The following is a 21654-nucleotide window of genomic DNA, read 5'->3' as shown; positions in this document are numbered from 1 at the left end:
AAACCCTGATGCTGGATTCTCTGCTCGTTCCCACCGCTGTCGTTGCCTTGGCCGAAATCGGCGACAAGACGCAATTGCTCGCGCTCATTCTCGCCGCACGCTTTCGCAAACCCTGGCCGATCATTGCCGGTATCGTCGCTGCAACCCTGGCCAACCACGCGGCTGCGGGTGCCGTCGGCGCCTGGTTCGGGAGTTTCTTCTCGGATGCGACGCTGCACTGGATCCTCGCCGCAAGCTTTACCGCGACGGCGCTGTGGACCCTGGTGCCGGACAAGATGGATGAGGACGAAGCCAGCACTGCGCGCAAATTCGGGCCTTTCCTGACCACGCTGATTGCGTTCTTCCTCGCCGAAATCGGTGACAAGACCCAGATCGCTACCGTGATGCTCGCCGCTCAGTACCCTGAGTTGTGGCTGGTGGTCATTGGCACCACGCTCGGCATGCTGATTGCCAACGTACCGGTGGTGCTGGCGGGCAATTTTGCCGCAGACAAACTGCCCCTGACCCTGATCCGCCGCCTGGCAGCATCGGCGTTCTTCATCCTGGCCATCTTCGCGGTGTACAAGGCGATGCAGAGCAGCGGGTGGGTGTAATGCGATAGGTCAGCAAGACCGCGTCATCGTTCATCGCGAGCAGGCTCGCTCCCACATCTATGGTTACCCCCTTTTCTGCAATACTGTTTTTGATGCGTGTTTGGCTTGCTTTCATCTATCCGGCGTCTGTGTGGGGTGGCAACCCCGCGCCTCGATGAGAATCGATGCCTAACGATCCTAATTATTCGAACGGCCTTTCAGCCGTGTGGGAGCTCAGGGTTGTCGTCAGGCCGGTTAGCCGTTCACGTCATCTGTTATCCAGCATCGCAAAACCAGGTGGGTGGTGCTCGGGTGACAGCAGGGTCAGGCGTTCATCGCGGTTGGCCCTGCATCAAATTCAGTGTGGTGGGCAGCAATCGCCCAGGCGATCCTTGCCAGCTTGTTGGCCAGCGCGCAGACCACATGGTTGGAGTGATGGTGGGCCAATAGCTGCCGGACCCAGTCCGCCAGCCAGCCTTTCTGTCGGTCCAGTTGCATCAGGTAAACACGGGCACATTGGACAAGCAGGCGCCGCTGGTTGCGATCACCTCGCTTGCTGATGCCCAGCAGGACGGTCTTGCCGCCCGTAGAATGCTGTTTGGGTATCAGCCCGATTGAGGCCGAATAGCCTCGGCCGCATTTGAACTGCTTGCCATCGCCCAATTCGGCAGCCAGGACGCTGGAGGTGATCGGGCCTACGCAGGGCATGGTCATCAAACGAGCCGCCAGATCATCTTCGGCGGCCTGGCATTCCACTTCCTTGTCCAGCGTCTTGATCTGCCCATCCAGATAGGTGAAGTGCTCCTGCAACCTCGTCAGAAGTTTTTTGATGGGCACAGGAATTGAACTCGCTTCAAGCCGAGCGGGCAGTTCTTTGATGGGCTTGAAGCCTGTGGCCAGACTGACGCCGACCTCCAAAAGCGCTGCGTGAATCCGATTGACGGTCGCGGTGCGCTCTTTGATGAACGAATCGCGTGTCGAGTTGAGCATGGCCAGCAGCTGCTGAGCCTGGGTTTTGGGGTGTACAAAGCGCATTGTTGGACGAGTCGCCGCCTCGCAGATCGCCTCGGCATCAGCGAAGTCGTTTTTGTTGCTTTTCACGTAAGGGCGTACGAGATGCGGGGCAATGAGCTTGGGCGTATGTCCCAGCTTCGCGACCTCCTGCGCCATGAAGTGGGCTCCGCCGCAGGCTTCCATCACAACGGTGCAGGGTTCGAGATTCATCAGGTGCTGCATGAGCGCCGCACGAGTAAACTTTTTGCGGTAAAGCTCATGACCACGATCATCTTGCGCGTGTAGATGGAAAGAGTGTTTTCCCAGATCGATGGCGGCAATAGCTACTTTGTTCATGGCAACGGTCTCCGATGAGCCCCCTGCGAAAGCTTAGTGGGCGATCACAGGGGGCGGCGGGGGTAGCCATTTCATTATTTGATCTCCAGTGGATACAAAATTCGCGAACAATGGAAATCCCGTGTGGGAGCGAGCCTGCTCGCGATAGCGTCAGCACTGGCGCCAAATCAACCCGGGGTCAAACACTCCGGCGCATTGAGTTTCGGATCGTTCACCAGGTTCGCCAGCACGCGCTCGCGCAAGGCGGCAGGCTCGCTGGCGAGCAGCGCCTGCAAGGTGTGCAACGGGGTTTCGGGGTTGAGCCAGGCCTCTTGACCGGCGGCATCGAGAATCAACGGACGACGCTGATTCGAGGCCGCCTGAGTCACCACCGCGGTGCTCAGCCACACCTGTTCCTGCACCGGATACGCTTCCCAGATCGCCGCAAAAAACAGCGCCGAACCTTCGCCCGGCGTCAGCCAGTACGGGCGCTTGCGGCTAGTGCCGCGCCATTCGTAAAAGCCGTTGGCCGGCAGCAGGCAGCGGCGCTGACGGAAAGCCTCGCGAAACATCGGTTGCTCGGCGACGGTCTCTGCCCGGGCATGGGCCGGAGTCTTCGACAGATCGGTCAGCCACGCTGGCGTCAGCCCCCAACGCGCGCGGGCCAGCGTGCGCTGCCCCGCCTCGGCGCGCAGGATCAGCACCGAATCATTGGGCGAAATATTCCACTGCGCCTGCTGATCGGCCGGGAAGCCGGGCAAGGCCGCGAACGCGGGGTTCCAACGAAACAGGGCAAAACGTCCACACATGGGGCAACACGACTCTGAACGAAAACAATCGCCAGCCTAACAGACCAGGACGTCGGGAAAGCTATCCGGTTCGTCGCCGGGCATCGGCAGCGCGGCATTGTACGCAGCGATCAACTCGCGCGCGTATTGCGCCTGATCGTTATCCACCGCCAGCCCAAGCAGCCCGAATACCGGCAACTCGCCCGCACCGCCCAGCAGATCACGCCCCACCAGATGCGCCTCGACTCCTTCGCTGGCCAACATGCCCTGCAACAACTCACCTTCCATCAGGTTTTCCGGATCGTAGATGCGCTGCATAGAAGCCACCCTTTCACTCGTTTTCGGTGTGAACGTCGAGCATCCATTCCTGACCATCGGTTTGCAGCGTGAAGACAATTGGCCGACAACAGACCGGACAATCCTCGATATAGGTCTGATCCCCTCCAGACAAATCCAGAACTGCCTCTGACTCTTCACCACAATAAGGACATTCGTAACGCTCGGTTTCCAGCATCGCGGTCTCCCAAGTGACTTGTGCGTATAATCGCCGGTCTATTTGCAGGGCCATTTTTGTTTGAGCGTATTTTTCAGACTGTACGCCTGCCGTAATCGATCTAATCCATTACTTACCCTAGCCGTTTCTAACAAGAGAGCATGATGGGCGAATTCGATGCCATCCGACCTTACGACGACAGCGAAGTCCCAGCAGTGCTGGCACGGTTGCTGGGCGACAAGGCGCTTCTAGATATCCTCACCCACTTCCGCTTCCCGCGTTTTGCCGGTGCTTTTGGCTGGATGCTCAAACCACTTATAGCTTATCGGCTGCGCCGTGAGTTTGCCGGCGTCCGTTCGGTTGCAACCTTGCAGGACAAGGTCGAGTTTTATGTCGACCACACCATCGAGCGTGCCACCGACGGCGTGACCTACACCGGGGTCGAACAATTCAAGTCCGGCAGCGCTTATCTGTTTCTGGCCAACCACCGTGACATCGTGATGGACCCGGCCTTCGTCAACTACGCGATCTATCACGCCGGCCTGCCGACGCCGCGCATCGCGATTGGCGACAACCTGCTGCAAAAGCCCTTCGTCAGCGATCTGATGCGCCTGAACAAGAGCTTTATCGTGCACCGTTCCATCAGCGGTCGTCGCGAGAAAATGGCGGCGTATCAGTTGCTGTCGGCCTATATCAATCACTCGATCCTTAACGACTGCCAGTCGATCTGGATCGCCCAGGCCGAAGGCCGCGCCAAGGACGGTGACGACCGTACCGAGTCGGCGATCCTCAAGATGTTCCACATGAGCCGCAAGGACGAGCCGTTTGGCGAGGTCATCAAGTCGCTGAACCTGACGCCGGTGTCGATCAGCTACGAGTACGACCCGTGTGATCAGGCCAAGGCCCGCGAGCTGTACATCCGCGCCACCACCGGCAGCTACACCAAGGTGCCCGGCGAGGACGATGTGAGCATCGCCAAGGGCATCACCGGCTACAAAGGCCGGGTCCACGTGAACTTTGCGGCACCGATCAGCGAATTGTTCGAAGACACCAAGCAACTGGCAATCGAGCTGGACCGGCAGATCCTCGGCGGTTACCGGTTGTTCCCGGTGCACTACCTGGCGTACGCCCAATGGAGCAACGCCGACCCGCAACTGCAGGTGCCGAGCGCAGCCACACTGTTCCCGGCCGAGGAACTGGCCAAGGCCCAGCAAGTGTGGCAAAGCCGCCTTGATGCCTGCCCCGAGGAACATCGGCCGTTCCTGGTGCTGCAATACGCAACACCGGTGCGCAATCAGTACCGGGTCAAAGCGGGTTTGCCGCTGTAAGGTTTCGGCTGAATACAAAAACGGCGCCTTGGGGCGCCGTTTTCATATGCGATGCGAACCTCAAAAATGCCGGCTGATCCACGACAGCAGTAGCGCCAAGGCCAGGCAGGCAAAGCCGAAACGGTAGCAAAACCGGTTCAGGCGCAGCGTCGCGATGCCCAGAAACAGCAGCGGTTCATCGATCGCCCGTACGGCGCTTTGTGACGCCAGGTTCTTCAGCGCCAGCCGTTCACGGCGACGGGTCACGTGCAACAGCCAGGCACCGGGCAAGGCGATCAACAACGCAAAAAGATTCATCAGGCTCCCAGGATGAGCACTGACAGCAGACCAGCTCATATGCAGCGACATCATGCCCCTCACGTAAAAAACAGCACTTGTGGCCAGACGCTTTTTACGCCCTGCACTTTGCACTCCAGTGACCGGTAATTTACTGATTAATGCGCACTGTCACCTGAACGTCACCTTAACAAGCCAGTCTGTCGCCCCTCGAAACCGACACGGAGTCTGTCATGCTGCACGCAGAAAACCAGGATCGCCTCTATCTGATCACCCCCAGCGACGAACAACAGAACCTCGTCGGCAGCCTTGCCTTCAACGTCCAGGACCGCCACTGGCTCGTCTACTGCGCCCTGGGCGGCCACCAACACGCCGACCTGCCGGAAACCGACCTGTTGACCGGCATGAGCATGCTGGATTTTTATGTAGAAGCGGCCTAGAAGCTGCGGCACTCCGTCAAAAAGCCAAGATCAAAAGATCGCAGCCTGCGGATATCCCCCACCCACAACGAAGTGACGCGCCCCAACCACTCAACAGGCCGAGCGTTAGCTCGCCTGCCGCCGTTGATCTTGATCCACCCGCCCCTTCGGGAGGCCGAGTGGAGGTGTTCATCAGGGGGTGGGCGCGCAGCGCCGTACGGCGCAGCCGGACACATCGAGAGGAGGTCGTCGCGCAGCAGACCGTAGGCGATGCCCCCTGATGAATGCCGGAACAAGGGGACGCCGAGCCTAGGCGAGGTGCCGTACGCTTGGGGCGAAGCATTTGGTTCCTTTTTGGCGTTTGAAAAAGGGACTCGCCGTAAGGGCGAAACCCCAAGCAGCCGTTACCGCAGGAATGGATATGTACACCTGCAAGAGATGGGTCGGCTGTCCGGCCGCCATCGCGGGCAAGCCCGGCTCCCACAATGGATTGATGTACACCCGCGAGAGATGGGTCGGCTGTCAGGCCGCCTTCGCGAACAAGCTCGGCTCCTACAGAAAGCCTCCCCCCAAAAAACCGGCAGGCACAAAAAACCCCGGAGCCATCACTGACACCGGGGTTTTTGAGGATAACCAACCGTTATTGGGCGAGCATCTGACCCACCGTCGGGTCCTTGAACAACCGGGTCAACGCATCGCTCAACACATCGCTCACCAGCTTGGTGTTGGTTTCCTGATTCGGCGCCATACCAAAACGCTGATTCAGCGACGCCGCATAACGACCGCTGTAACGATGGTTGGCATTCTGCACATCAGAGCGGAAAGCCGCGCCAATCGTCGCCTCAGTCACATACATGCCTTCTTTGGGCGACTGATACGTCAGTTCCGCCAGCGTCACCGTCAACTGCGGCGCGTTGTAAGCATTAGGCGTTGGCGTGAAACCCAGCAAACGCACAGCCGCTTCGGCCTGAGCCTGCAGTTTCGGCAGGATTTGCGCACCTTGCACTGTGATTGCGCTGGTTTCAGGGTACAGGCCACCACGGGTGCCCAGGGTTGGCGACGGACGGCCATCGACCACCCTCACCACCACCGGCTGACCATGCCCGACCGGCGCCAACTGAGTCGTCAGTTTCGGCTCCGGGGCTAATTGTTGCGGGCTGTTGGCGCAGCCAACCAGGGTCAAGCTGGTCACAGTGATCAAACCGAACAACAGGCGTTGCAACATGCGCTACTCTCCAGATACAAATACAGACAGACCCGCAGTATAGCGGTCGGCATCCTCTTCAAACCAGCAACCCTGAACACTTGCTGAAGAGATAGGCAATGTCACCTGTATCGGGTGCTCCGTAACGCCAGTGTCATGCCACACTGCTAACGTCAAGGCCGTCTCTCCTCGAAGGCATTGCCATGCAATTTCTTTGGTCGCTGTTTGCTCCACACCACAAATATCGCTACTTCGCCCAGCTCGACAGCAATCAATGCTGCCTGGCGTTCAAGCACTGCCAAGTGCCGCCAATGGGCGATGGTAGGGTGGAAATCGAAGAGATTCGTCTCAACTGGTTACACCAGCCGCTACCGGCCAGCGCCCGTCTGAGCCCGCGCATTGCTCCTGCACGGTTGCATGCCATTTAGCCCACCTGACCGAACGGCTAATAAAAGTCATTAAACACGACCATTTCCCTGCGTTTCTTCGCTACAATCTCCCCCCGATTATAAGGACGTCTCCTGATCGGGCCTCGCAGCATCGTCAATGCGCTTGTATTGACACCCCCGCACCGCCCACAGAGAGCCGCCCACACAGATCGAGTGAAGCTGGCGAGCTTGCTGTTTAACCTGCAAATCACCACTTATCGCGAATCTGCCAGAGCTGTCGTTACGCTCGGTCACTGAGCTGTTTGCCCGTTTTGCCTGCCCTGTATCCCATGGCGGCAATCCATCCGGCACGGTGCCAGGCTGGGACAGCCCTTTTTTGAGGTTCACGTCTTCAAAAGAGCGTGAAAAAAACGGGTTTTCACAACTTCACAAGAGTGTGGCGAGCAAATGAATAGTTTTGCGTCTGAACATGCACCATTAGCGTCTACAACAGCCCAACGACACAGGACCGAGTACTCCTCAAGAACTGGAGCCTGAAGCCTGTCCACTACGGATTTGGTTGCACAAACGGACGTATCGACCATAAGTCGAATTGCCTCCCGCGCGCTGAAGTGAGTTCATAGGAACCCTGAGCCCGGTAGGTAGCGTCTGTCGAAGTTGCAAAAAATTGCGAAGATTCGGACATGGCGATCCTGGCCATGGGTGACCCGGGGCTCTACAGAGCATGCCCCGTAACTCCTGGCAGCTATGCCGACAATTTGGTGCTGCAGATTTTGGAGACGCGTTAAATGGCGCATAACGAAGCAGTCGACGTAGTACTGGTTGGGGCCGGCATCATGAGTGCCACCCTTGCTGTATTGCTCAAAGAGCTCGACCCCGCGATCAAGCTGGAAGTCGTCGAGCTGATGGATTCCGGTGCCGCGGAGAGTTCCAACCCGTGGAACAACGCCGGTACCGGGCACGCCGGGCTATGTGAGCTGAACTACACGCCACAGGCCGCTAACGGCAGCGTCGACATCAAGAAAGCCGTGCACATCAACACCCAGTTCGAGGTGTCGAAGCAGTTCTGGTCCTACCTGACCCGAAAAGGCACCTTCGGCTCGTCGAAATCCTTCATCAGCCCGGTTCCGCACCTGAGCTTCGTGCAAGGTGAGGCTGGCGTTTCGTTCCTCAAGGAACGTTTCAAGGTGCTGAGCAAGCACCACGCCTTCACCGAGATGGAGTACACCGAAGACAAGGCAAAAATGGCCGAATGGATGCCATTGATGATGCCTGGTCGTCCGGCCGACGAAGTCATCGCCGCGACCCGCGTGATGAACGGCACCGACGTCAACTTCGGCGCCCTGACCAATCAACTGCTCAAGCACCTGACCAGCGCACCCGATGCCCAGGTCAAGTACTGCAAGCGCGTGACCGGTCTCAAGCGTAACGGCAACGGCTGGACCGTCAGCATCAAGGACGTCAACAGCGGCAACAGCCGCGAAGTCGATGCCAAATTCGTGTTCCTCGGTGCCGGCGGCGCGGCCTTGCCGTTGTTGCAGGCTTCGGGCATCGAAGAAAGCAAAGGTTTCGGCGGTTTCCCGATCAGCGGCCAATGGCTGCGTTGCGACAACCCGGAAGTGGTCAAACACCACCAGGCCAAGGTCTACAGCCAGGCAGCGGTGGGTTCGCCACCGATGTCGGTGCCACACCTGGACACCCGCGTCGTCGATGGCCAGAAGTCCCTGCTGTTCGGACCTTACGCCGGCTTCACCACCAAGTTCCTCAAGCACGGTTCGTTCATGGACCTGCCGATGTCGGTTCGTGTCGGCAACATCGGCCCGATGCTGGCCGTGGCGAAAAACAACATGGACCTGACCAAGTACCTGGTCAGCGAAGTGATGCAATCGATGGAACAACGCCTGGAATCGCTGCGCCGCTTCTACCCTCAAGCCAAGGCCGAAGACTGGCGTCTGGAAGTCGCTGGCCAGCGCGTGCAGATCATCAAGAAAGACCCGAAAAAAGGCGGCGTCCTGCAGTTCGGTACCGAACTGGTTGCTGCCAAGGACGGATCGCTTGCCGCGCTGCTCGGTGCCTCGCCGGGCGCGTCGGTCACGGTGTCGATCATGCTTGAGCTGATCGAAAAATGCTTCCCGAACAAAGCCAAGGGTGAGTGGGCGACCAAGCTGGCCGAAATCTTCCCGGCCCGGGAAAAAGTCCTGGAAACCGACGCTGCGCTGTATCGCAAGATCAACGCGCAGAACAACATCGCGCTGGAACTGGTTGAAGAAAGTAGCGAGACCCCAAGCTTCGCTTGATGCTCGCGCATAAAAAAAACGCCCCGTTCTCGTTGAGAGCGGGGCGTTTTTGTTATCACCACCTGCAGGTACAGGTCAGCCGCGAGCTTTCTGGATCAACTCGACGTAATCGGCGGCATTACGCTGATCCTGGATCAGGGCAACGAAGTCCTTGCCGTGCTCGTCCTTGCCGTCCAGGTCGTAACCGGCCTCGACAAAAAACGCCAGGAAACGCTCGAAATCGTCGATACGCAGGCCACGGTAGGCCTTGATCAGTTTGTGCAGGGACGGTGAAGTCGCGTCGACCGGTTCAAAATCGAGGAACAATTTGATCTGCGCATCGCCGATCTCGTCACCAATCACCTGTTTCTTATCTTTACGCATTGCCGACTCCAGCTCGCAGACATCTCACGGGGCGGGCAGTTTACCCCCGCCCCGCCCCAAGCCTCAACGACCAGTACTCAATGCGTGTGCACAACGCCAGTCAGTATGCAGGTTTGCCCAAATATGGCCGCTGGCGGCAGACTGGGGGGAGCGCGGCGCAGCTACGAACCAGAAGGCTCATGACAGGCTCCGAGGGTAGGCAGAGCACTCTTGCAAGGGCAAGCCTCGCTGTTTTGCCGTCACGGGCTGAACCGCTGACGACAAAACAACGAAAAACACACCGTCAATCGAACTGCGCGCGCATCCAGGCCTGATACTCGGCAACGCCAGGCTCGCCTTCGCGGGGAGCCCAATGCGCATGTTCACCCTCGCCCACCGGGCGATAAGGACCGGCCTTGCATTCGAACATCACGCTGTCTGCTTCGAGCACGACCAGACCGTGATAAACACCGGCCGGCAGGTCGATCCCCAGCGTATCGCCGCCGCACTCCAGGATTCGCTTGGCAATCACCTGGCCCGCGTCGTCGAAAACCAGCACCCCCAGACGGCCCTTGAGGACCAACAGGGTTTCAGCCTTGTCATCGCTCAAATGCCGATGTGGCGCAACGTACGTCGATGGCTGCAAGCCCACCGCCATGCGGTGGCACGGCTCCTCCATCTGATGGAAGTTGTGATGCTGCCGGCCACGAGGATTGGCCGCAGCCTTCTCGGTCAGCTCGGTAAACAGTGTTTGATCAAGAAAGCTCGGCGTGGTCATGTCTTACATTCCTTTGACGGCGTAGATCCCGGCGGCGTTGCGCCAGTAGCCTTTGTAGTCCATGCCGTAACCAAAGATGTAGCGGTCGATGCACGGCAGACCAACGAAATCGGCTTTCAGGTCCGGGCGAGCCTTGCGGTCGTGGTCTTTGTCGATCAGTACCGCGGTGTGCACGGCGCGGGCGCCAGCATGTTTGCAGAAGTCGATGATCGCGCCCAGGGTGTGACCTTCGTCGAGGATGTCGTCGATGATCAGCACGTCACGGTCGATGAACGAGACTTCTGGCTTGGCCTTCCAGAACAGCTCGCCGCCGCTGGTTTCGTTGCGATAGCGGGTAGCGTGCAGGTAGGACGCTTCCAGCGGGAAGTTCAGATGGGTCAGCAGTTTGCCGGAGAAAATCAGGCCGCCGTTCATCACGCAGAACACCACAGGGTTGCTTTCAGCCAACTGATCGTTGATTTGCGCACCAACGCGGGCGATGGCCGCCTCGACTTCAGCTTCGGTGTACAGGCAGTCAGCCTCTCGCATGATTTGACGGATATGCTCGAGATCAGCGGACATGGTGCTCTCCAAGGGGGTGGCGGATTCGGAAAAGCGAGCAAAGGTACGCATCCAGCCGGGTCAGATCAAGCGTTTCTGGACTAACGTACTGTATGTCTATAGGACAACACCCTCGGATAGATTAATCTAGGCCGGTTTTTTTGCCCGCCGCCGGAGCCTTTCCCTATGCCCATCCGTGAGATCCGCCATCCGCTGATCCGACACAAACTTGGCCTTATGCGCCGCGCCGACATTAGCACGAAGAATTTCCGCGAGCTCGCGCAGGAAGTCGGTGCCCTGCTGACCTACGAGGCGACCAAGGACCTGCCCCTTGAAACCTACGATATCGAAGGCTGGTGCGGCACTGTTTCGGTCGAGAAGATCGCCGGCAAGAAAATTACCGTCGTGCCGATCCTGCGCGCCGGCATCGGCATGCTTGAAGGCGTGCTCAGCCTGATCCCGGGCGCCAAAGTCAGCGCCGTGGGCGTGGCCCGCAACGAGGAAACCCTCGAAGCGCACACCTATCTGGAGAAACTGGTTCCGGAAATCGACGAACGCCTGGCGATGATCATCGACCCGATGCTCGCCACCGGCGGCTCGATGGTCGCCACTATCGACCTGCTGAAAAAGGCCGGTTGCAAGGACATCCGCGCGATGGTCCTGGTGGCGGCCCCTGAAGGCATCGCCGCGGTAGAGAAGGCTCACCCGGATGTAACCATCTACACCGCGTCCATTGATCAAAAACTGAACGAACACGGCTACATCATTCCGGGTCTGGGCGATGCCGGCGACAAGATCTTCGGCACCAAGCAGAAGGACGCGTGAGCATGCGGGATGAGTTCAACGACCCGCTCTGGCGTACGGTGCTGTCTGGTGCGCAGATGCTGTTCGTGGCGTTTGGCGCGTTGGTGTTGATGCCGCTGATTACCGGCCTCGACCCGAATGTCGCGCTGTTCACGGCGGGCCTCGGGACTCTGCTGTTCCAGGTGGTCACCGGGCGGCAAGTGCCGGTGTTCCTGGCGTCGAGTTTTGCCTTCATCACCCCGATCATTCTCGCCAAGGGCCAGTTCGGCCTCGCGGCGACCATGGGCGGGGTGATGGCGGCCGGTTTCGTTTATACCTTTCTCGGCGTGGCCGTGAAGATCAAGGGCACCGGTTTTATCGATCGCTTATTGCCACCGGTGGTGATTGGCCCGGTGATCATTTCGATCGGCCTGGCGATGGCGCCGATTGCCGCAAACATGGCGATGGGCAAGGCCGGTGACGGTTCCGAGCTGATTCATTACCAGACCGCCATGATGATCTCCATGCCGGCGCTGCTGACGACGTTGATCGTGGCGGTGTTCGGTAAAGGCATCTTCCGCCTGGTGCCGATCATCTCCGGCGTACTGGTCGGGTTTGGCATGGCGTTCTTCTTCGGCGTCGTCGACACCGCGAAGATCGCTGCTGCGCCGTGGTTTGCGCTGCCGCACTTCACCGCGCCAGAGTTCAACTGGCAGGCGATTCTGTTCATTGTCCCAGTGGCGCTGGCCCCGGCCATCGAGCACATCGGCGGCGTGATCGCAGTCGGTAGCGTGACCGGACGCGATTATCTGAAGAAACCCGGCCTGCACCGCACGCTGTTTGGCGACGGCATCGCAACCACTGCCGCCGGCCTGCTCGGTGGCCCACCTAACACCACGTACGCCGAAGTGACGGGCGCGGTGATGCTGACCAAGAACTACAACCCGAAAATCATGACCTGGGCGGCGATCTTTGCCATCAGCCTGGCGTTTATCGGCAAGTTCGGTGCGCTGCTGCAAAGCATCCCGGTGCCGGTGATGGGCGGGATTCTCTGCCTGTTGTTCGGGTCGATTGCTGCGGTGGGCATGAACACCATGATCCGCCACAAGATCGATTTGGCCGAGGCACGCAACCTGGTGATTGTCTCGGTCACGCTGGTGTTCGGAATTGGCGGCATGCTGGTCGGCACCGGTACCGGCGCGCAGGACTTCGGCCTCAAGGGCATCGCGCTGTGCGCTGTCGTGGCGATTGCGCTGAACCTGATTCTGCCGGGCAATGACAGCTGGAAGCACAAGAAGGCGGATGAGCCGTTGCTCTAACGGCTTAGACAGTCCCCTGTGGCGAGGGAGCTTGCTCCCGCTCGGCTGCGGAGCAGTCGTAAATTCGGCAAACGCGATATGTCTGAGGATATGCGGTTGCAGGTTTTAGGGTCGCTTCGCGACCCAGCGGGAGCAAGCTCCCTCGCCACATTACCGTTCACCTACAACGCCAACGGCGCTCGCTCGCACAGGGTGTTCAACGCCTGCACCCAGTGCGGGTCATCGTTGAGACACGGCAACAGCACCAACTCCTCGCCTCCGGCCTCGCGGAACTGCTCGAGCCCACGGTCACCAATCTCTTCCAGGGTTTCGATGCAGTCGGCCACGAACGCCGGGCACATCACCAGAACCTTCTTCACGCCTTGCCTGGCCAACGCGTCGAGACGCGCTTCGGTGTAGGGTTCGATCCATTTGGCGCGGCCCAGCCGAGACTGGAACGACACCGACCATTTGCCATCCGGCAAACCCATACGCTTGGCAAACGCCGCTGCGGTACGCAGGCACTGACCGCGATAGCAGGTGGCAACCACTTCCGGTGGCGCACCGGCGCAGCAATCACCGCCCCCCTCAAAACTATGGCCAGGGTTGAGCTTTTTCAGGTGCCGCTCCGGCAATCCATGGAAGCTCAGCAGCAGGTGATCATAATCCTGCTCCAGGTACGGCCTGGCACTGGCCACCAGCGCATCGAGGTATTCCGGCTGATCGTAGAACGGCTGGAGAATCGAGAACTGCACATTCAGTTTCTTCTCGCGCACCACCCGCTTGGCCTCTTCAATCACCGTGGTCACGGTGCTGTCGGCGAACTGCGGATAAAGCGGTGCGAGGGTGACTTTTTTGATCCCTTGAGCAGCCATGCGGGTCAACACCGACTCAATCGACGGTTCGCCGTAACGCATGGCCAACTCGACTGGCCCCTGGGTCCACCGCGCGGTCATCGCTTGCTGCAAGCGGCGACTGAGCACCACCAGTGGCGAGCCCTCGTCCCACCAGATCGAGGCATAGGCGTGAGCCGATTGCTCAGGGCGCTTGATCAGAATCAGCGAGACCAGCAAACGTCGCACCGGCCATGGCAGGTCAATGACGTAAGGGTCCATCAGAAATTGATTGAGGTAGCTGCGCACGTCCGCCACCTGTGTGGAAGCGGGTGAACCCAAGTTGACCAGGAGCAACGCGTGATCGGTCATGCAACGTCCTATTTCAAAGGCGGCTGGACACGTCGTCCAGGGCCGCACGCAAATCAGTGAAGCGGAATGTGAAACCCGCGGCCAGCAAGCGCGCCGGTATCGCCCGCTGACCACCCAGCAGCAACAATGACAACTCGCCAAGACCGACCTTCAGGGCAAATGACGGCATCGGCATGAACGCCGGCCGGTGCAAAACGCTGGCAAGGGTCTTGGCAAACTCGCGATTGCGCACCGGTTTTGGCGCGCACGCATTATAAGGACCGCGAGCGTCTTTCTGATGCAGAAGAAAATCAATCAGGGCAATTTGATCATCGATGTGAATCCACGGCATCCACTGCCGACCATTGCCAATCGGTCCGCCCAGCCCCATTTTGAACGGCAGCAACAGCCGCGACAAAAAGCCGCCCTCCGCCGACAGCACCAACCCGGTACGCACCAGCACCACCCGAATCCCCAACGCCTCGGCGCGCTGTGCGGTCTCCTCCCAGGCAATGCATAACTGGCTGGCGAAGTCTTCGCTGACCGGCGGTGATTTCTCGGTCAACTCACGTTCACCGCCGTCGCCGTACCAGCCGACTGCGGAACCCGAAATCAACAGCTGCGGTTTCTGCTCGCGGCTTTCAAGCCACGCCAGCAGGGTTTCGGTAAGCTTGATACGACTGCTCCAGAGCAGCGCCTTGCGTCGATGAGTCCAGAGGCGATCAGCAATCGGGGCACCCGCGAGATTGATCACCGCATCCACCGGACGTTGGCCAATATCTTCCAGACGCCTGACGCCACGTACCTGAGCGCCGCACAATTTGGCGACTTGTTCGGGCCTGCGACTCCACACCGTCAGGCTATGGCCCTGGCTCAACCAGTGTCGGCAGAGTTGACGTCCTATCAAACCAGTACCGCCGGTCAGCAATATGTGCATGACATCTTCCTCGCGTGGCGTTTTACCCTGATCACTAGTCTATTTTTATAAGCAGGGATGTTTCGGATCAGGCAGGTTCTGCGTTTAACAATAGGCCAACCTGCCAGAACGAGAACGCTGGAAGTTATACCAGAAATCAATGTTGTATAGGTTTAACCTGCAGCGTAGCCTGTACAGAAAGGTAAACGAGGCCTCTATGACTGTACCCATCGCAATCATCGGCACCGGCATCGCCGGACTCTCGGCAGCCCAAGCCTTGCAAGAGGCCGGGTACGTCGTTCAATTGTTCGATAAAAGCCGTGGCAGCGGCGGTCGCATGTCGAGCAAACGCAGCGACGCCGGCGCACTGGACATGGGCGCACAATATTTCACCGCCCGTGATCGCCGCTTTGTCATTGAAGTCCAGCGCTGGCAAGCCAACGGCTGGGTCGCCGAATGGACGCCACAGCTCTACCACTATCAGGGTGGCCAACTCAGCCCATCACCGGATGAACAGACCCGCTGGGTCGGCACCCCACGCATGAGCGCCATCACCCGCGCGCTGATCGGCGATACGGAAGCGCATTTCGCTTGCCGGATTACCGAGGTCTATCGTGGCGAAGAACATTGGCATTTGCAGGATGCCGAAGGCTTCACCCACGGCCCCTTCAGCCACGTCGTCATCGCTACGCCTGCGCCACAAGCCACTGCCCTGCTGGCCGCTGCGCCGAAACTCGCCGGGGTCGCCGCCGGGGTAAAAATGGACCCGACCTGGGCCATTGCGCTGGCCTTCGACACACCGCTGGATACACCGATGGAAGGTTGCTTTGTACAGGACAGCCCGCTCGACTGGCTGGCGCGTAACCGTAGCAAGCCGGGGCGCGACACCACCCTCGACACCTGGGTATTGCACGCCAACAGCAACTGGAGTCGACAACATATCGACCTGTCTAAAGAAGCGGTGATCGAGCAACTGCACGGCGCTTTCGCCGAACTGCTGCACGATTCCATGCCCGCGCCGATCTTCAGCCTTGCCCATCGCTGGCTCTACGCGCGCCCGTCCAGCAGCCATGAATGGGGCGTATTGGCCGATGCCGACCTGGGCTTGTACGTGTGTGGCGACTGGTGCCTGTCGGGGCGCGTCGAAGGAGCCTGGATGAGCGGTCAGGAAGCGGCTCGCCGCCTGCATGCACACCTGCAGTGAAACGGATCAACTCGCACAGACGTGTCGCGATGAAAACCACTGGAAAATGGAGCGAGTTAAACTTATACAAATAATTTGACTTGTACACCTTTGGATCTATGATCAAGCCGTGTTGTACAGCGCGAGCAGCCTGTACAGATATAGATCCGAGGTGCCTCCATGGCCTGCGACTCCACAAGCAAACCGAAAATCGCCGTCAGTGCCTGCCTGATGGGCGCCGAGGTGCGTTACAACGGCGGGCATAAAGCCTCTCCGTTGTGCAGTCGGACCCTCACGGATTATTTCGAATTCATTACAGTGTGCCCGGAAGTCGCCATCGGCCTGGGGGTTCCCCGTGAACCGATTCGACTGATCGGCGATCCGCAGCAACCGCGCGCCGTTGGTACGGCTCACCACGAACGGGATGTTACTCAGGCGCTGACGAACTACGGCCAGCAAATGGCCGGCGCGCTGGGCGACATTTGCGGCTATATCTTCATGCAGAAATCACCGTCCTGTGGCCTGGAGCGGGTCAAGGTTTACCACGCCAACGGCAGCGTGCATAAGGGCGGCGCACGCGGCATCTACGCTCAAGCGTTTTGCGTCCGACACCCGGACCTGCCGGTGGAAGAAGACGGTCGACTGAACGACCCCGTACTACGCGAAAATTTCCTGACCCGGGTATTTGCCTACGCGGCCTGGCAGGAGCTCCTGAAAAATGGCTTGAGTCGCAATGGCCTGACCGACTTTCACGCACGCTACAAGTACCTGTTGATGGCCCATAACCCGCTGCAATACAAAGCCTTGGGCAAGCTCTTGGGTGATATGGGCCAGACCGATCCCCAAGAGCTCGGCCCGCGCTATTTCAGCGAGCTGATGACAGCGCTGAAAAAATGCGCCACCCGCGGCACCCACACCAATGTGCTGCAGCACCTCAGCGGCTATCTCAAACAGGTCATCAGCGCCGAAGACAAACAGGAAGTGCAGCACGTGATCGGTCAGTACCGCCACGGCATCGTGCCCTTGGTGGTACCGCTGACATTGCTCAAGCATCACTTGCGCCATCATCCCGATCCGTACGTTACGCGGCAGGCGTATCTGCAACCGCACCCGGAAAACCTCAGCTTGCGAAATGCGCTTTAAATGAAAACCGAACCTGACACTCATCCCCACGACGACGCCCCCGGCGCCGACTATCAACAGGCCCTGGAGGACGATTGGCTGCCGATCCGCGATGTCGCCCGAATCACCGGCGTCAATGCCGTCACCCTGCGCGCCTGGGAACGCCGTTACGGGCTGATCGTGCCGCAGCGCACGCCCAAGGGACACCGGCTGTTCTCGGCCGAGCATGTGCAACGGATCCATGACATCCTCACCTGGCTCAATCGCGGCGTAGCCGTCAGCCAGGTCAAACAGCTGCTGGACACGCCACAAGCATTGCATGAACCGATCGGGAATGACTGGCATGTCCTGCGCATCAAGCTGATGCAGGCGATCAGTCAACTCGCCGAGCGCCTACTGGATGAGACGCTCAATCAGGCCATGTCGCTGTACCCACCGCGCACCGTGTGCGAGCGACTGCTGATGCCGCTGCTGGACGAACTCGAACAGCGCTGGCAAGGACAGTACGGCGGGCAGATGGAGCGGACATTCTTTTATTCCTGGTTGCGTAGCAAGTTCGGTGCAAGGGTCTACCATAACAACCGTCAGTTGCGCGGCGCGCCGTTGCTGCTGATCAATCACTCCGATTTGCCCCTGGAGCCGCATCTGTGGCTCACCGCCTGGCTGATCAGCAGCGCCGATTGCCTCGTGGAAGTGTTCGACTGGCCGTTGCCAGCGGGCGAATTGGCGCTGGCGGTCGAGCATCTGCAAGCACGTGGTGTGCTGCTGTATTCCAGTAAAACGATCAATCTCAAACATTTGTCGAAACTTCTGACCAATGTCAGTTGCCCAAAACTCATGGCCGGCCCTGCGGTGTGCATCCACCACGCCGAGCTGTCTGCCAATACCTCTGAAATAGCCGATTTGTTTCTGGCCGAAGATCCGTTGTCGGCCCATCAGGCGCTGGTTCAGCGCGGGCTCATTTAAATGTTCGTGCGCAAAAATATCCCGCAATTGATCTGGCTGCGCAGCGACTTGCGCGTGCATGACAACACAGCCCTCTCGGCTGCCGCAGCGCGTGGCCCCTGCGTGGCAGTGTATTTGTTGAGTCCGCAGCAATGGCACGCCCACGATGATGCTCCGTGCAAAGTGGATTTCTGGCTGCGTAACCTGCGCGAGTTGAGCCACGCCCTCGGTGAGCTGAACATTCCCTTGCTGATCCGTACTGCCGCGCGCTGGGATGATGCGCCGCGGGTACTTGGCCAGTTATGCACAGAGCTGAACATCGAGGCGGTTCACGTCAACGAGGAATACGGCGTGAACGAAAGTCGCCGTGATGCGGCCGTCAGCGAGACTCTCGACGCTGCGGGCATTGGCTTTTACAGCTACCTCGATCAATTGCTGTTCAAGCCCGGCAGCGTGCTGACCAAGACTGGTACGTACTTTCAGGTCTTCAGCCAGTTCCGCAAAGTCTGCTACGACCGCCTGCACGGCACGCTACCCCGCCTGATTGCCGCCCCCGGGGCTCAGGTACCCACGACCATCAACCGTGATCCGATTCCATTGCGGGTCGAGGGTTTCGAGGCTCCGCACGATCCGTTGCGCGCACTCTGGCCAGCCGGCGAAGGTGAAGCCCATCGGCGTCTGGAGAGCTTCGCCCAAGGGCAGATCGACGATTACAAAGACCAGCGCGACTTCCCGGCACAACCCGGTACCAGCCAGTTGTCCGCATACCTCGCGGCCGGAGTGATTTCGCCACGCCAGTGCTTGCACGCCGCCCTGCAAAGTAATCAAGGCGAGTTCGACAGTGGCAGCGCCGGTGCTGTCGCCTGGATCAACGAACTGCTCTGGCGCGAGTTTTACAAACACATTCTGGTGGGCTATCCACGGGTCTCCCGTCACCGCGCCTTTCGCCCGGAAACCGAAGCGCTGGCCTGGCGCGACGCTCCGGATGAGCTGGCAGCCTGGAAAGAGGCGCGTACCGGGTTGCCGATCATCGACGCGGCCATGCGCCAACTGCTGGAAACCGGCTGGATGCACAACCGTCTGCGGATGCTGGTGGCGATGTTCCTGACAAAAAACCTGCTGATCGACTGGCGCGAAGGTGAGCGTTTTTTCATGCGCCATTTGATCGATGGTGATCTGGCCGCAAACAACGGCGGCTGGCAGTGGAGCGCTTCCACCGGCACCGACTCGGCGCCCTGGTTCCGGATTTTCAACCCACTGAGCCAGTCGGAAAAATTCGACGCTGAGGGTCTGTTCATCAAGCACTGGCTGCCGGAGTTGGCGGGGCTGAACGACAAAGCGATCCACAACCCGGCGGCCATGGGCGGACTGTTTAGCGTGACCGACTATCCGCTGCCGATCGTCAATCTGGGTCAGTCACGCGAACGCGCACTGGCCGCGTTCAAACATTTGCCTTCGCGCCTGGATGTCGGAGCGATACATGACTGAAAAGGAGAATGGATTAAGTCATACAACGCCACGACGGTATTGGCTGACGGGTGCCGGCAACGGCATTGGCGCTGCAATGGCCGAAGAACTGTTGAAGTCCGGCGCGCACCTGGCGGTCAGCGCCCACACGATTGCGCCATTAAAAGTCCTGGCCCAGCGCTATCCGGGACAAGTGTTGGTGGTGGCGGGCAATCTGACCAACAGCCAGACCGTGCGCGAGATTGGCGAGCGGATCCAACAGGAGTGGGGCTCGCTGGACACCGTGATTATCAATGCCGGCACCTGTGAATATGTTGATGCCAAACAGTTCGACGGCTCGATCATCGAACACGTGGTGCGCACCAACCTCCTCGCCTGCAGCTATTGCATCGTAGCCGCCCTGCCGTTGCTGCGCGCCGGCATCGCTCCTCATCTGGTGGGTATCGCCAGTTCGGTCACTGACCTGGCTCTGCCTCGGGCCGAAGCCTATGGTGCCTCGAAAGCCGGGCTGCGGTATCTGTTTGAGTCCTTGCGCGTCGATCTGGCATCGGAAGACATTGAAGTCACCCTGGTTAGCCCCAGCTTCGTCGGCGCCCCACTGAACGGGAACAGCGACCATCCGATACCACAGATGTGGTCGGCCGACAAAGCCGCGCGATATGTCATCGAAACACTCAAGCAGCGCCCACAGGAAGTCCCCCTCCTGGCCCTGTCCATGGCAGCACTATGGCCCTTGTCGAAAATGTCCAGCCGCGGAAAACTAGTGATAGGCAAACGCATGGCCAGGTGCTCGCCGCCGAGCATCGATACACCGTAAACAGGTCATGACCAACGCCTGTCGGCAGCCTCATCCGGTTGGGCGTCTGTCAGGCCTTTCACACAGTACCGGCGCGCTGCCTTACACTGCGCACCTATGAACACGATCCCCATCAAGACCATCGCTGAACCGGCGGTCACCTGCTCGACCTGCGCAGCCTGCTGTTGCCAGCTCGAAGTCATGCTGATCACCGACACGGGCGTGCCCGAACGTTTTATCGACACCGACGATTGGGGCGGGGAAGTCATGCTGCGCCTGGATGACGGGTGGTGCGCCGCACTGGATCGCGACAGCATGATGTGCACCATTTATGAAAAGCGCCCGCTGATCTGCCGGGAGTTCGAGATGGGCGCACCGGAGTGTATCGACGAACGTCAGGGGATCGCAACGGCGTACAAGTAAGTATCGAGCTGCACTTCATTTGTGGCGAGGGAGCTTGCTCCCGCTGGGGTCGCGAAGCGGCCCCAAAAACCATCACCTGCGTCCCGCCAGAAAGATTCTGTCGCAAAATTTACGACTGCTCTGCCCGAGCGCGGACCGGCCGGCGGGAGCAAGCTCCCTCGCCACAAAAACTTCTGAGCCGCAGATGTTACAGCGGCATCGTGTAATGCAACGCGAAGCTTTCTATACCGTCATTGGTGATGTTGATATGGGCGTTGGAGTAATGCGTCGCGCGAATCCCGATTTCATGCCCGCCAGCAAACCGCAGGCCGAACCCCAATCGATCCTCAAATTGAAAAGCCTCGCCCAACCGGCGGTCTTCCACTTCGTCGTGAGCGAACAGCGCAACGCCGATGCCGGCCTCCAGATAAGGTTTGACGGTTTGCCCGGAAAACTCATAAACGAACACCGGAGAGAACGACAGGCTGTGATTGCTTACGGTCTTGTCACCATTCCAATAGGTGTACGCACCGCTCCAGTAGCCCGTCACGCGCCCGACATCACTCTGCCACCAGCTTTTATCCCAATCCCATTGCAGGCCCAAGCGATAAGTCTGGGTCGAACCGCTGGTCTGGCCAACCGCAAACTCGACGCCAGCTGCTTGTGCGGTAAAACTGTGCCCCAACAACGCGACCGCGATCGCGGCTAAACAGAACAGTCGCTTCATGAGAAACATCCTTTTCCGAACGATTATGTTTGGTTTTTATGGCTCGACAGTCGTGCTATGAAAATCCACGCTTCAA

General features: G+C 59.3%; 25 protein-coding genes. 13 read left to right on the top strand and 12 right to left on the bottom strand.

The window, feature by feature from the left end; translation table 11 throughout:
* The first annotated feature begins 8 nt into the window (after window positions 1-8).
* Window positions 9-593 carry a TMEM165/GDT1 family protein gene (locus tag HK44_RS05290; RefSeq protein ID WP_019693601.1) on the top strand — a complete coding sequence of 195 codons (585 nt, stop codon included), beginning with the start codon at window positions 9-11 and terminating at the stop codon, window positions 591-593.
* Window positions 594-896: 303 nt separating this feature from the next.
* On the opposite strand, the gene HK44_RS05285 is transcribed toward HK44_RS05290, so the two are convergent.
* From HK44_RS05285 to HK44_RS05270, 4 genes are all read right to left on the bottom strand, one after another.
* Window positions 897-1922 (bottom strand): IS110 family transposase, encoded by a 1026-nt coding sequence (locus tag HK44_RS05285; protein ID WP_024264761.1) that lies wholly within the window; start codon window positions 1920-1922, stop codon window positions 897-899.
* Between the two features lie 167 nt (window positions 1923-2089).
* On the bottom strand, window positions 2090-2710 hold the full coding sequence (locus HK44_RS05280) for an SOS response-associated peptidase (protein ID WP_019693602.1): 621 nt from the start codon (window positions 2708-2710) through the stop codon (window positions 2090-2092).
* Between the two features lie 36 nt (window positions 2711-2746).
* Window positions 2747-3007 carry a putative signal transducing protein gene (locus tag HK44_RS05275; protein ID WP_019693603.1) on the bottom strand — a complete coding sequence of 87 codons (261 nt, stop codon included), beginning with the start codon at window positions 3005-3007 and terminating at the stop codon, window positions 2747-2749.
* Window positions 3008-3020: 13 nt separating this feature from the next.
* Window positions 3021-3203 (bottom strand): CPXCG motif-containing cysteine-rich protein, encoded by a 183-nt coding sequence (locus tag HK44_RS05270; RefSeq protein WP_024264760.1) that lies wholly within the window; start codon window positions 3201-3203, stop codon window positions 3021-3023.
* Window positions 3204-3346: 143 nt separating this feature from the next.
* Between HK44_RS05270 and HK44_RS05265 the strand changes: the two genes are divergently transcribed.
* Window positions 3347-4510, top strand: a complete 1164-nt coding sequence (locus tag HK44_RS05265) for a 1-acyl-sn-glycerol-3-phosphate acyltransferase (protein WP_024264759.1) — start codon at window positions 3347-3349, stop codon at window positions 4508-4510.
* A gap of 60 nt (window positions 4511-4570) precedes the next feature.
* On the opposite strand, the gene HK44_RS05260 is transcribed toward HK44_RS05265, so the two are convergent.
* Window positions 4571-4858 (bottom strand): hypothetical protein, encoded by a 288-nt coding sequence (locus HK44_RS05260; protein ID WP_019693606.1) that lies wholly within the window; start codon window positions 4856-4858, stop codon window positions 4571-4573.
* Window positions 4859-5019: 161 nt separating this feature from the next.
* On the opposite strand from HK44_RS05260, the gene HK44_RS05255 reads away from it, so the two are divergent.
* On the top strand, window positions 5020-5226 hold the full coding sequence (locus HK44_RS05255; RefSeq protein WP_019693607.1) for a hypothetical protein: 207 nt from the start codon (window positions 5020-5022) through the stop codon (window positions 5224-5226).
* Window positions 5227-5845: 619 nt separating this feature from the next.
* Here HK44_RS05255 and HK44_RS05250 read toward each other — a convergent pair.
* A complete protein-coding gene (locus HK44_RS05250; protein WP_019693608.1) occupies window positions 5846-6430 on the bottom strand; it encodes a YajG family lipoprotein in 585 nt (194 codons plus the stop codon).
* Window positions 6431-6612: 182 nt separating this feature from the next.
* On the opposite strand from HK44_RS05250, the gene HK44_RS05245 reads away from it, so the two are divergent.
* Together HK44_RS05245 and mqo are read left to right on the top strand one after the other, a co-directional pair.
* On the top strand, window positions 6613-6837 hold the full coding sequence (locus HK44_RS05245) for a hypothetical protein (protein WP_019693609.1): 225 nt from the start codon (window positions 6613-6615) through the stop codon (window positions 6835-6837).
* Window positions 6838-7586: 749 nt separating this feature from the next.
* Window positions 7587-9095 (top strand): malate dehydrogenase (quinone), encoded by a 1509-nt coding sequence (mqo, locus tag HK44_RS05240; protein ID WP_019693611.1) that lies wholly within the window; start codon window positions 7587-7589, stop codon window positions 9093-9095.
* A 75-nt stretch (window positions 9096-9170) separates the two neighbouring features.
* Here the strand turns inward: mqo and HK44_RS05235 are convergent, their stop codons facing one another.
* The 3 genes from HK44_RS05235 to HK44_RS05225 form a co-directional block, all read right to left on the bottom strand.
* Window positions 9171-9458, bottom strand: a complete 288-nt coding sequence (locus HK44_RS05235; RefSeq protein ID WP_019693612.1) for a PA4642 family protein — start codon at window positions 9456-9458, stop codon at window positions 9171-9173.
* A 283-nt stretch (window positions 9459-9741) separates the two neighbouring features.
* Window positions 9742-10215, bottom strand: coding sequence for a WbuC family cupin fold metalloprotein (locus tag HK44_RS05230; protein ID WP_019693613.1), 474 nt, complete (start codon window positions 10213-10215; stop codon window positions 9742-9744).
* Between the two features lie 3 nt (window positions 10216-10218).
* Complete coding sequence (locus HK44_RS05225) at window positions 10219-10776, bottom strand: hypoxanthine-guanine phosphoribosyltransferase (RefSeq protein ID WP_019693614.1); 558 nt, start codon at window positions 10774-10776, stop codon at window positions 10219-10221.
* Between the two features lie 165 nt (window positions 10777-10941).
* On the opposite strand from HK44_RS05225, the gene upp reads away from it, so the two are divergent.
* Entirely contained in the window at window positions 10942-11580 is a 639-nt protein-coding gene (gene upp, locus HK44_RS05220; RefSeq protein WP_019693615.1) for a uracil phosphoribosyltransferase, read from the top strand.
* A gap of 2 nt (window positions 11581-11582) precedes the next feature.
* A complete protein-coding gene (locus HK44_RS05215) occupies window positions 11583-12857 on the top strand; it encodes a uracil-xanthine permease family protein (protein WP_019693616.1) in 1275 nt (424 codons plus the stop codon).
* 161 nt (window positions 12858-13018) lie between these two features.
* On the opposite strand, the gene hemH is transcribed toward HK44_RS05215, so the two are convergent.
* Both hemH and HK44_RS05205 read right to left on the bottom strand, forming a co-directional pair.
* Complete coding sequence (hemH, locus tag HK44_RS05210) at window positions 13019-14041, bottom strand: ferrochelatase (RefSeq protein WP_019693617.1); 1023 nt, start codon at window positions 14039-14041, stop codon at window positions 13019-13021.
* A 13-nt stretch (window positions 14042-14054) separates the two neighbouring features.
* A complete protein-coding gene (locus tag HK44_RS05205) occupies window positions 14055-14957 on the bottom strand; it encodes a TIGR01777 family oxidoreductase (protein ID WP_019693618.1) in 903 nt (300 codons plus the stop codon).
* A 196-nt stretch (window positions 14958-15153) separates the two neighbouring features.
* On the opposite strand from HK44_RS05205, the gene HK44_RS05200 reads away from it, so the two are divergent.
* From HK44_RS05200 to HK44_RS05175, 6 genes are all read left to right on the top strand, one after another.
* Window positions 15154-16140, top strand: a complete 987-nt coding sequence (locus HK44_RS05200; protein WP_019693619.1) for an NAD(P)/FAD-dependent oxidoreductase — start codon at window positions 15154-15156, stop codon at window positions 16138-16140.
* A 159-nt stretch (window positions 16141-16299) separates the two neighbouring features.
* The gene (locus tag HK44_RS05195; protein WP_019693620.1) at window positions 16300-17262 is read left to right on the top strand and encodes a YbgA family protein; all 963 of its coding nucleotides are present in this window, start codon (window positions 16300-16302) and stop codon (window positions 17260-17262) included.
* Window positions 17263-18207 carry a MerR family transcriptional regulator gene (locus tag HK44_RS05190; protein WP_019693621.1) on the top strand — a complete coding sequence of 315 codons (945 nt, stop codon included), beginning with the start codon at window positions 17263-17265 and terminating at the stop codon, window positions 18205-18207.
* Window positions 18208-19674: a deoxyribodipyrimidine photo-lyase gene (phrB, locus tag HK44_RS05185; RefSeq protein ID WP_019693622.1), complete on the top strand. Its 1467-nt coding sequence runs from the start codon at window positions 18208-18210 to the stop codon at window positions 19672-19674.
* Complete coding sequence (locus HK44_RS05180) at window positions 19667-20470, top strand: SDR family NAD(P)-dependent oxidoreductase (RefSeq protein WP_019693623.1); 804 nt, start codon at window positions 19667-19669, stop codon at window positions 20468-20470. The genes phrB and HK44_RS05180 overlap by 8 nt, the downstream gene beginning before the upstream one ends.
* Window positions 20471-20566: 96 nt before the next feature.
* A complete protein-coding gene (locus HK44_RS05175) occupies window positions 20567-20872 on the top strand; it encodes a YkgJ family cysteine cluster protein (protein ID WP_019693624.1) in 306 nt (101 codons plus the stop codon).
* Between the two features lie 187 nt (window positions 20873-21059).
* Here HK44_RS05175 and HK44_RS05170 read toward each other — a convergent pair whose 3' ends face one another.
* Window positions 21060-21578 (bottom strand): acyloxyacyl hydrolase, encoded by a 519-nt coding sequence (locus HK44_RS05170; RefSeq protein WP_019693625.1) that lies wholly within the window; start codon window positions 21576-21578, stop codon window positions 21060-21062.
* Window positions 21579-21654: the final 76 nt, after the last annotated feature.

It is taken from the genome of Pseudomonas fluorescens HK44 (genome assembly GCF_000217955.3).
GTDB lineage: Bacteria > Pseudomonadota > Gammaproteobacteria > Pseudomonadales > Pseudomonadaceae > Aquipseudomonas > Aquipseudomonas fluorescens_AQ.
Note: the sequence above shows the minus strand (reverse complement) of the source record. Positions and strands in the feature narration are given on the sequence as shown.

Bases quoted from the DNA above. Each gene is read 5' to 3' on its own strand.
- HK44_RS05170 (WP_019693625.1), bottom strand. From the start codon at position 21,578: ATGAAGCGACTGTTCTGTTTAGCCGCGATCGCGGTCGCGTTGTTGGGG.
- HK44_RS05280 (WP_019693602.1), bottom strand. From the start codon at position 2,710: ATGTGTGGACGTTTTGCCCTGTTTCGTTGGAACCCCGCGTTCGCGGCC.
- HK44_RS05175 (WP_019693624.1), top strand. From the start codon at position 20,567: ATGAACACGATCCCCATCAAGACCATCGCTGAACCGGCGGTCACCTGC.
- HK44_RS05270 (WP_024264760.1), bottom strand. From the start codon at position 3,203: ATGCTGGAAACCGAGCGTTACGAATGTCCTTATTGTGGTGAAGAGTCA.
- HK44_RS05225 (WP_019693614.1), bottom strand. From the start codon at position 10,776: ATGTCCGCTGATCTCGAGCATATCCGTCAAATCATGCGAGAGGCTGAC.
- HK44_RS05260 (WP_019693606.1), bottom strand. From the start codon at position 4,858: ATGTCGCTGCATATGAGCTGGTCTGCTGTCAGTGCTCATCCTGGGAGC.
- mqo (WP_019693611.1), top strand. From the start codon at position 7,587: ATGGCGCATAACGAAGCAGTCGACGTAGTACTGGTTGGGGCCGGCATC.
- HK44_RS05190 (WP_019693621.1), top strand. From the start codon at position 17,263: ATGAAAACCGAACCTGACACTCATCCCCACGACGACGCCCCCGGCGCC.
- HK44_RS05245 (WP_019693609.1), top strand. From the start codon at position 6,613: ATGCAATTTCTTTGGTCGCTGTTTGCTCCACACCACAAATATCGCTAC.
- HK44_RS05200 (WP_019693619.1), top strand. From the start codon at position 15,154: ATGACTGTACCCATCGCAATCATCGGCACCGGCATCGCCGGACTCTCG.
- HK44_RS05230 (WP_019693613.1), bottom strand. From the start codon at position 10,215: ATGACCACGCCGAGCTTTCTTGATCAAACACTGTTTACCGAGCTGACC.
- HK44_RS05285 (WP_024264761.1), bottom strand. From the start codon at position 1,922: ATGAACAAAGTAGCTATTGCCGCCATCGATCTGGGAAAACACTCTTTC.
- hemH (WP_019693617.1), bottom strand. From the start codon at position 14,041: ATGACCGATCACGCGTTGCTCCTGGTCAACTTGGGTTCACCCGCTTCC.
- HK44_RS05205 (WP_019693618.1), bottom strand. From the start codon at position 14,957: ATGCACATATTGCTGACCGGCGGTACTGGTTTGATAGGACGTCAACTC.
- phrB (WP_019693622.1), top strand. From the start codon at position 18,208: ATGTTCGTGCGCAAAAATATCCCGCAATTGATCTGGCTGCGCAGCGAC.
- HK44_RS05215 (WP_019693616.1), top strand. From the start codon at position 11,583: ATGCGGGATGAGTTCAACGACCCGCTCTGGCGTACGGTGCTGTCTGGT.
- HK44_RS05250 (WP_019693608.1), bottom strand. From the start codon at position 6,430: ATGTTGCAACGCCTGTTGTTCGGTTTGATCACTGTGACCAGCTTGACC.
- HK44_RS05195 (WP_019693620.1), top strand. From the start codon at position 16,300: ATGGCCTGCGACTCCACAAGCAAACCGAAAATCGCCGTCAGTGCCTGC.
- HK44_RS05255 (WP_019693607.1), top strand. From the start codon at position 5,020: ATGCTGCACGCAGAAAACCAGGATCGCCTCTATCTGATCACCCCCAGC.
- upp (WP_019693615.1), top strand. From the start codon at position 10,942: ATGCCCATCCGTGAGATCCGCCATCCGCTGATCCGACACAAACTTGGC.
- HK44_RS05265 (WP_024264759.1), top strand. From the start codon at position 3,347: ATGGGCGAATTCGATGCCATCCGACCTTACGACGACAGCGAAGTCCCA.
- HK44_RS05275 (WP_019693603.1), bottom strand. From the start codon at position 3,007: ATGCAGCGCATCTACGATCCGGAAAACCTGATGGAAGGTGAGTTGTTG.
- HK44_RS05235 (WP_019693612.1), bottom strand. From the start codon at position 9,458: ATGCGTAAAGATAAGAAACAGGTGATTGGTGACGAGATCGGCGATGCG.
- HK44_RS05290 (WP_019693601.1), top strand. From the start codon at position 9: ATGCTGGATTCTCTGCTCGTTCCCACCGCTGTCGTTGCCTTGGCCGAA.
- HK44_RS05180 (WP_019693623.1), top strand. From the start codon at position 19,667: ATGACTGAAAAGGAGAATGGATTAAGTCATACAACGCCACGACGGTAT.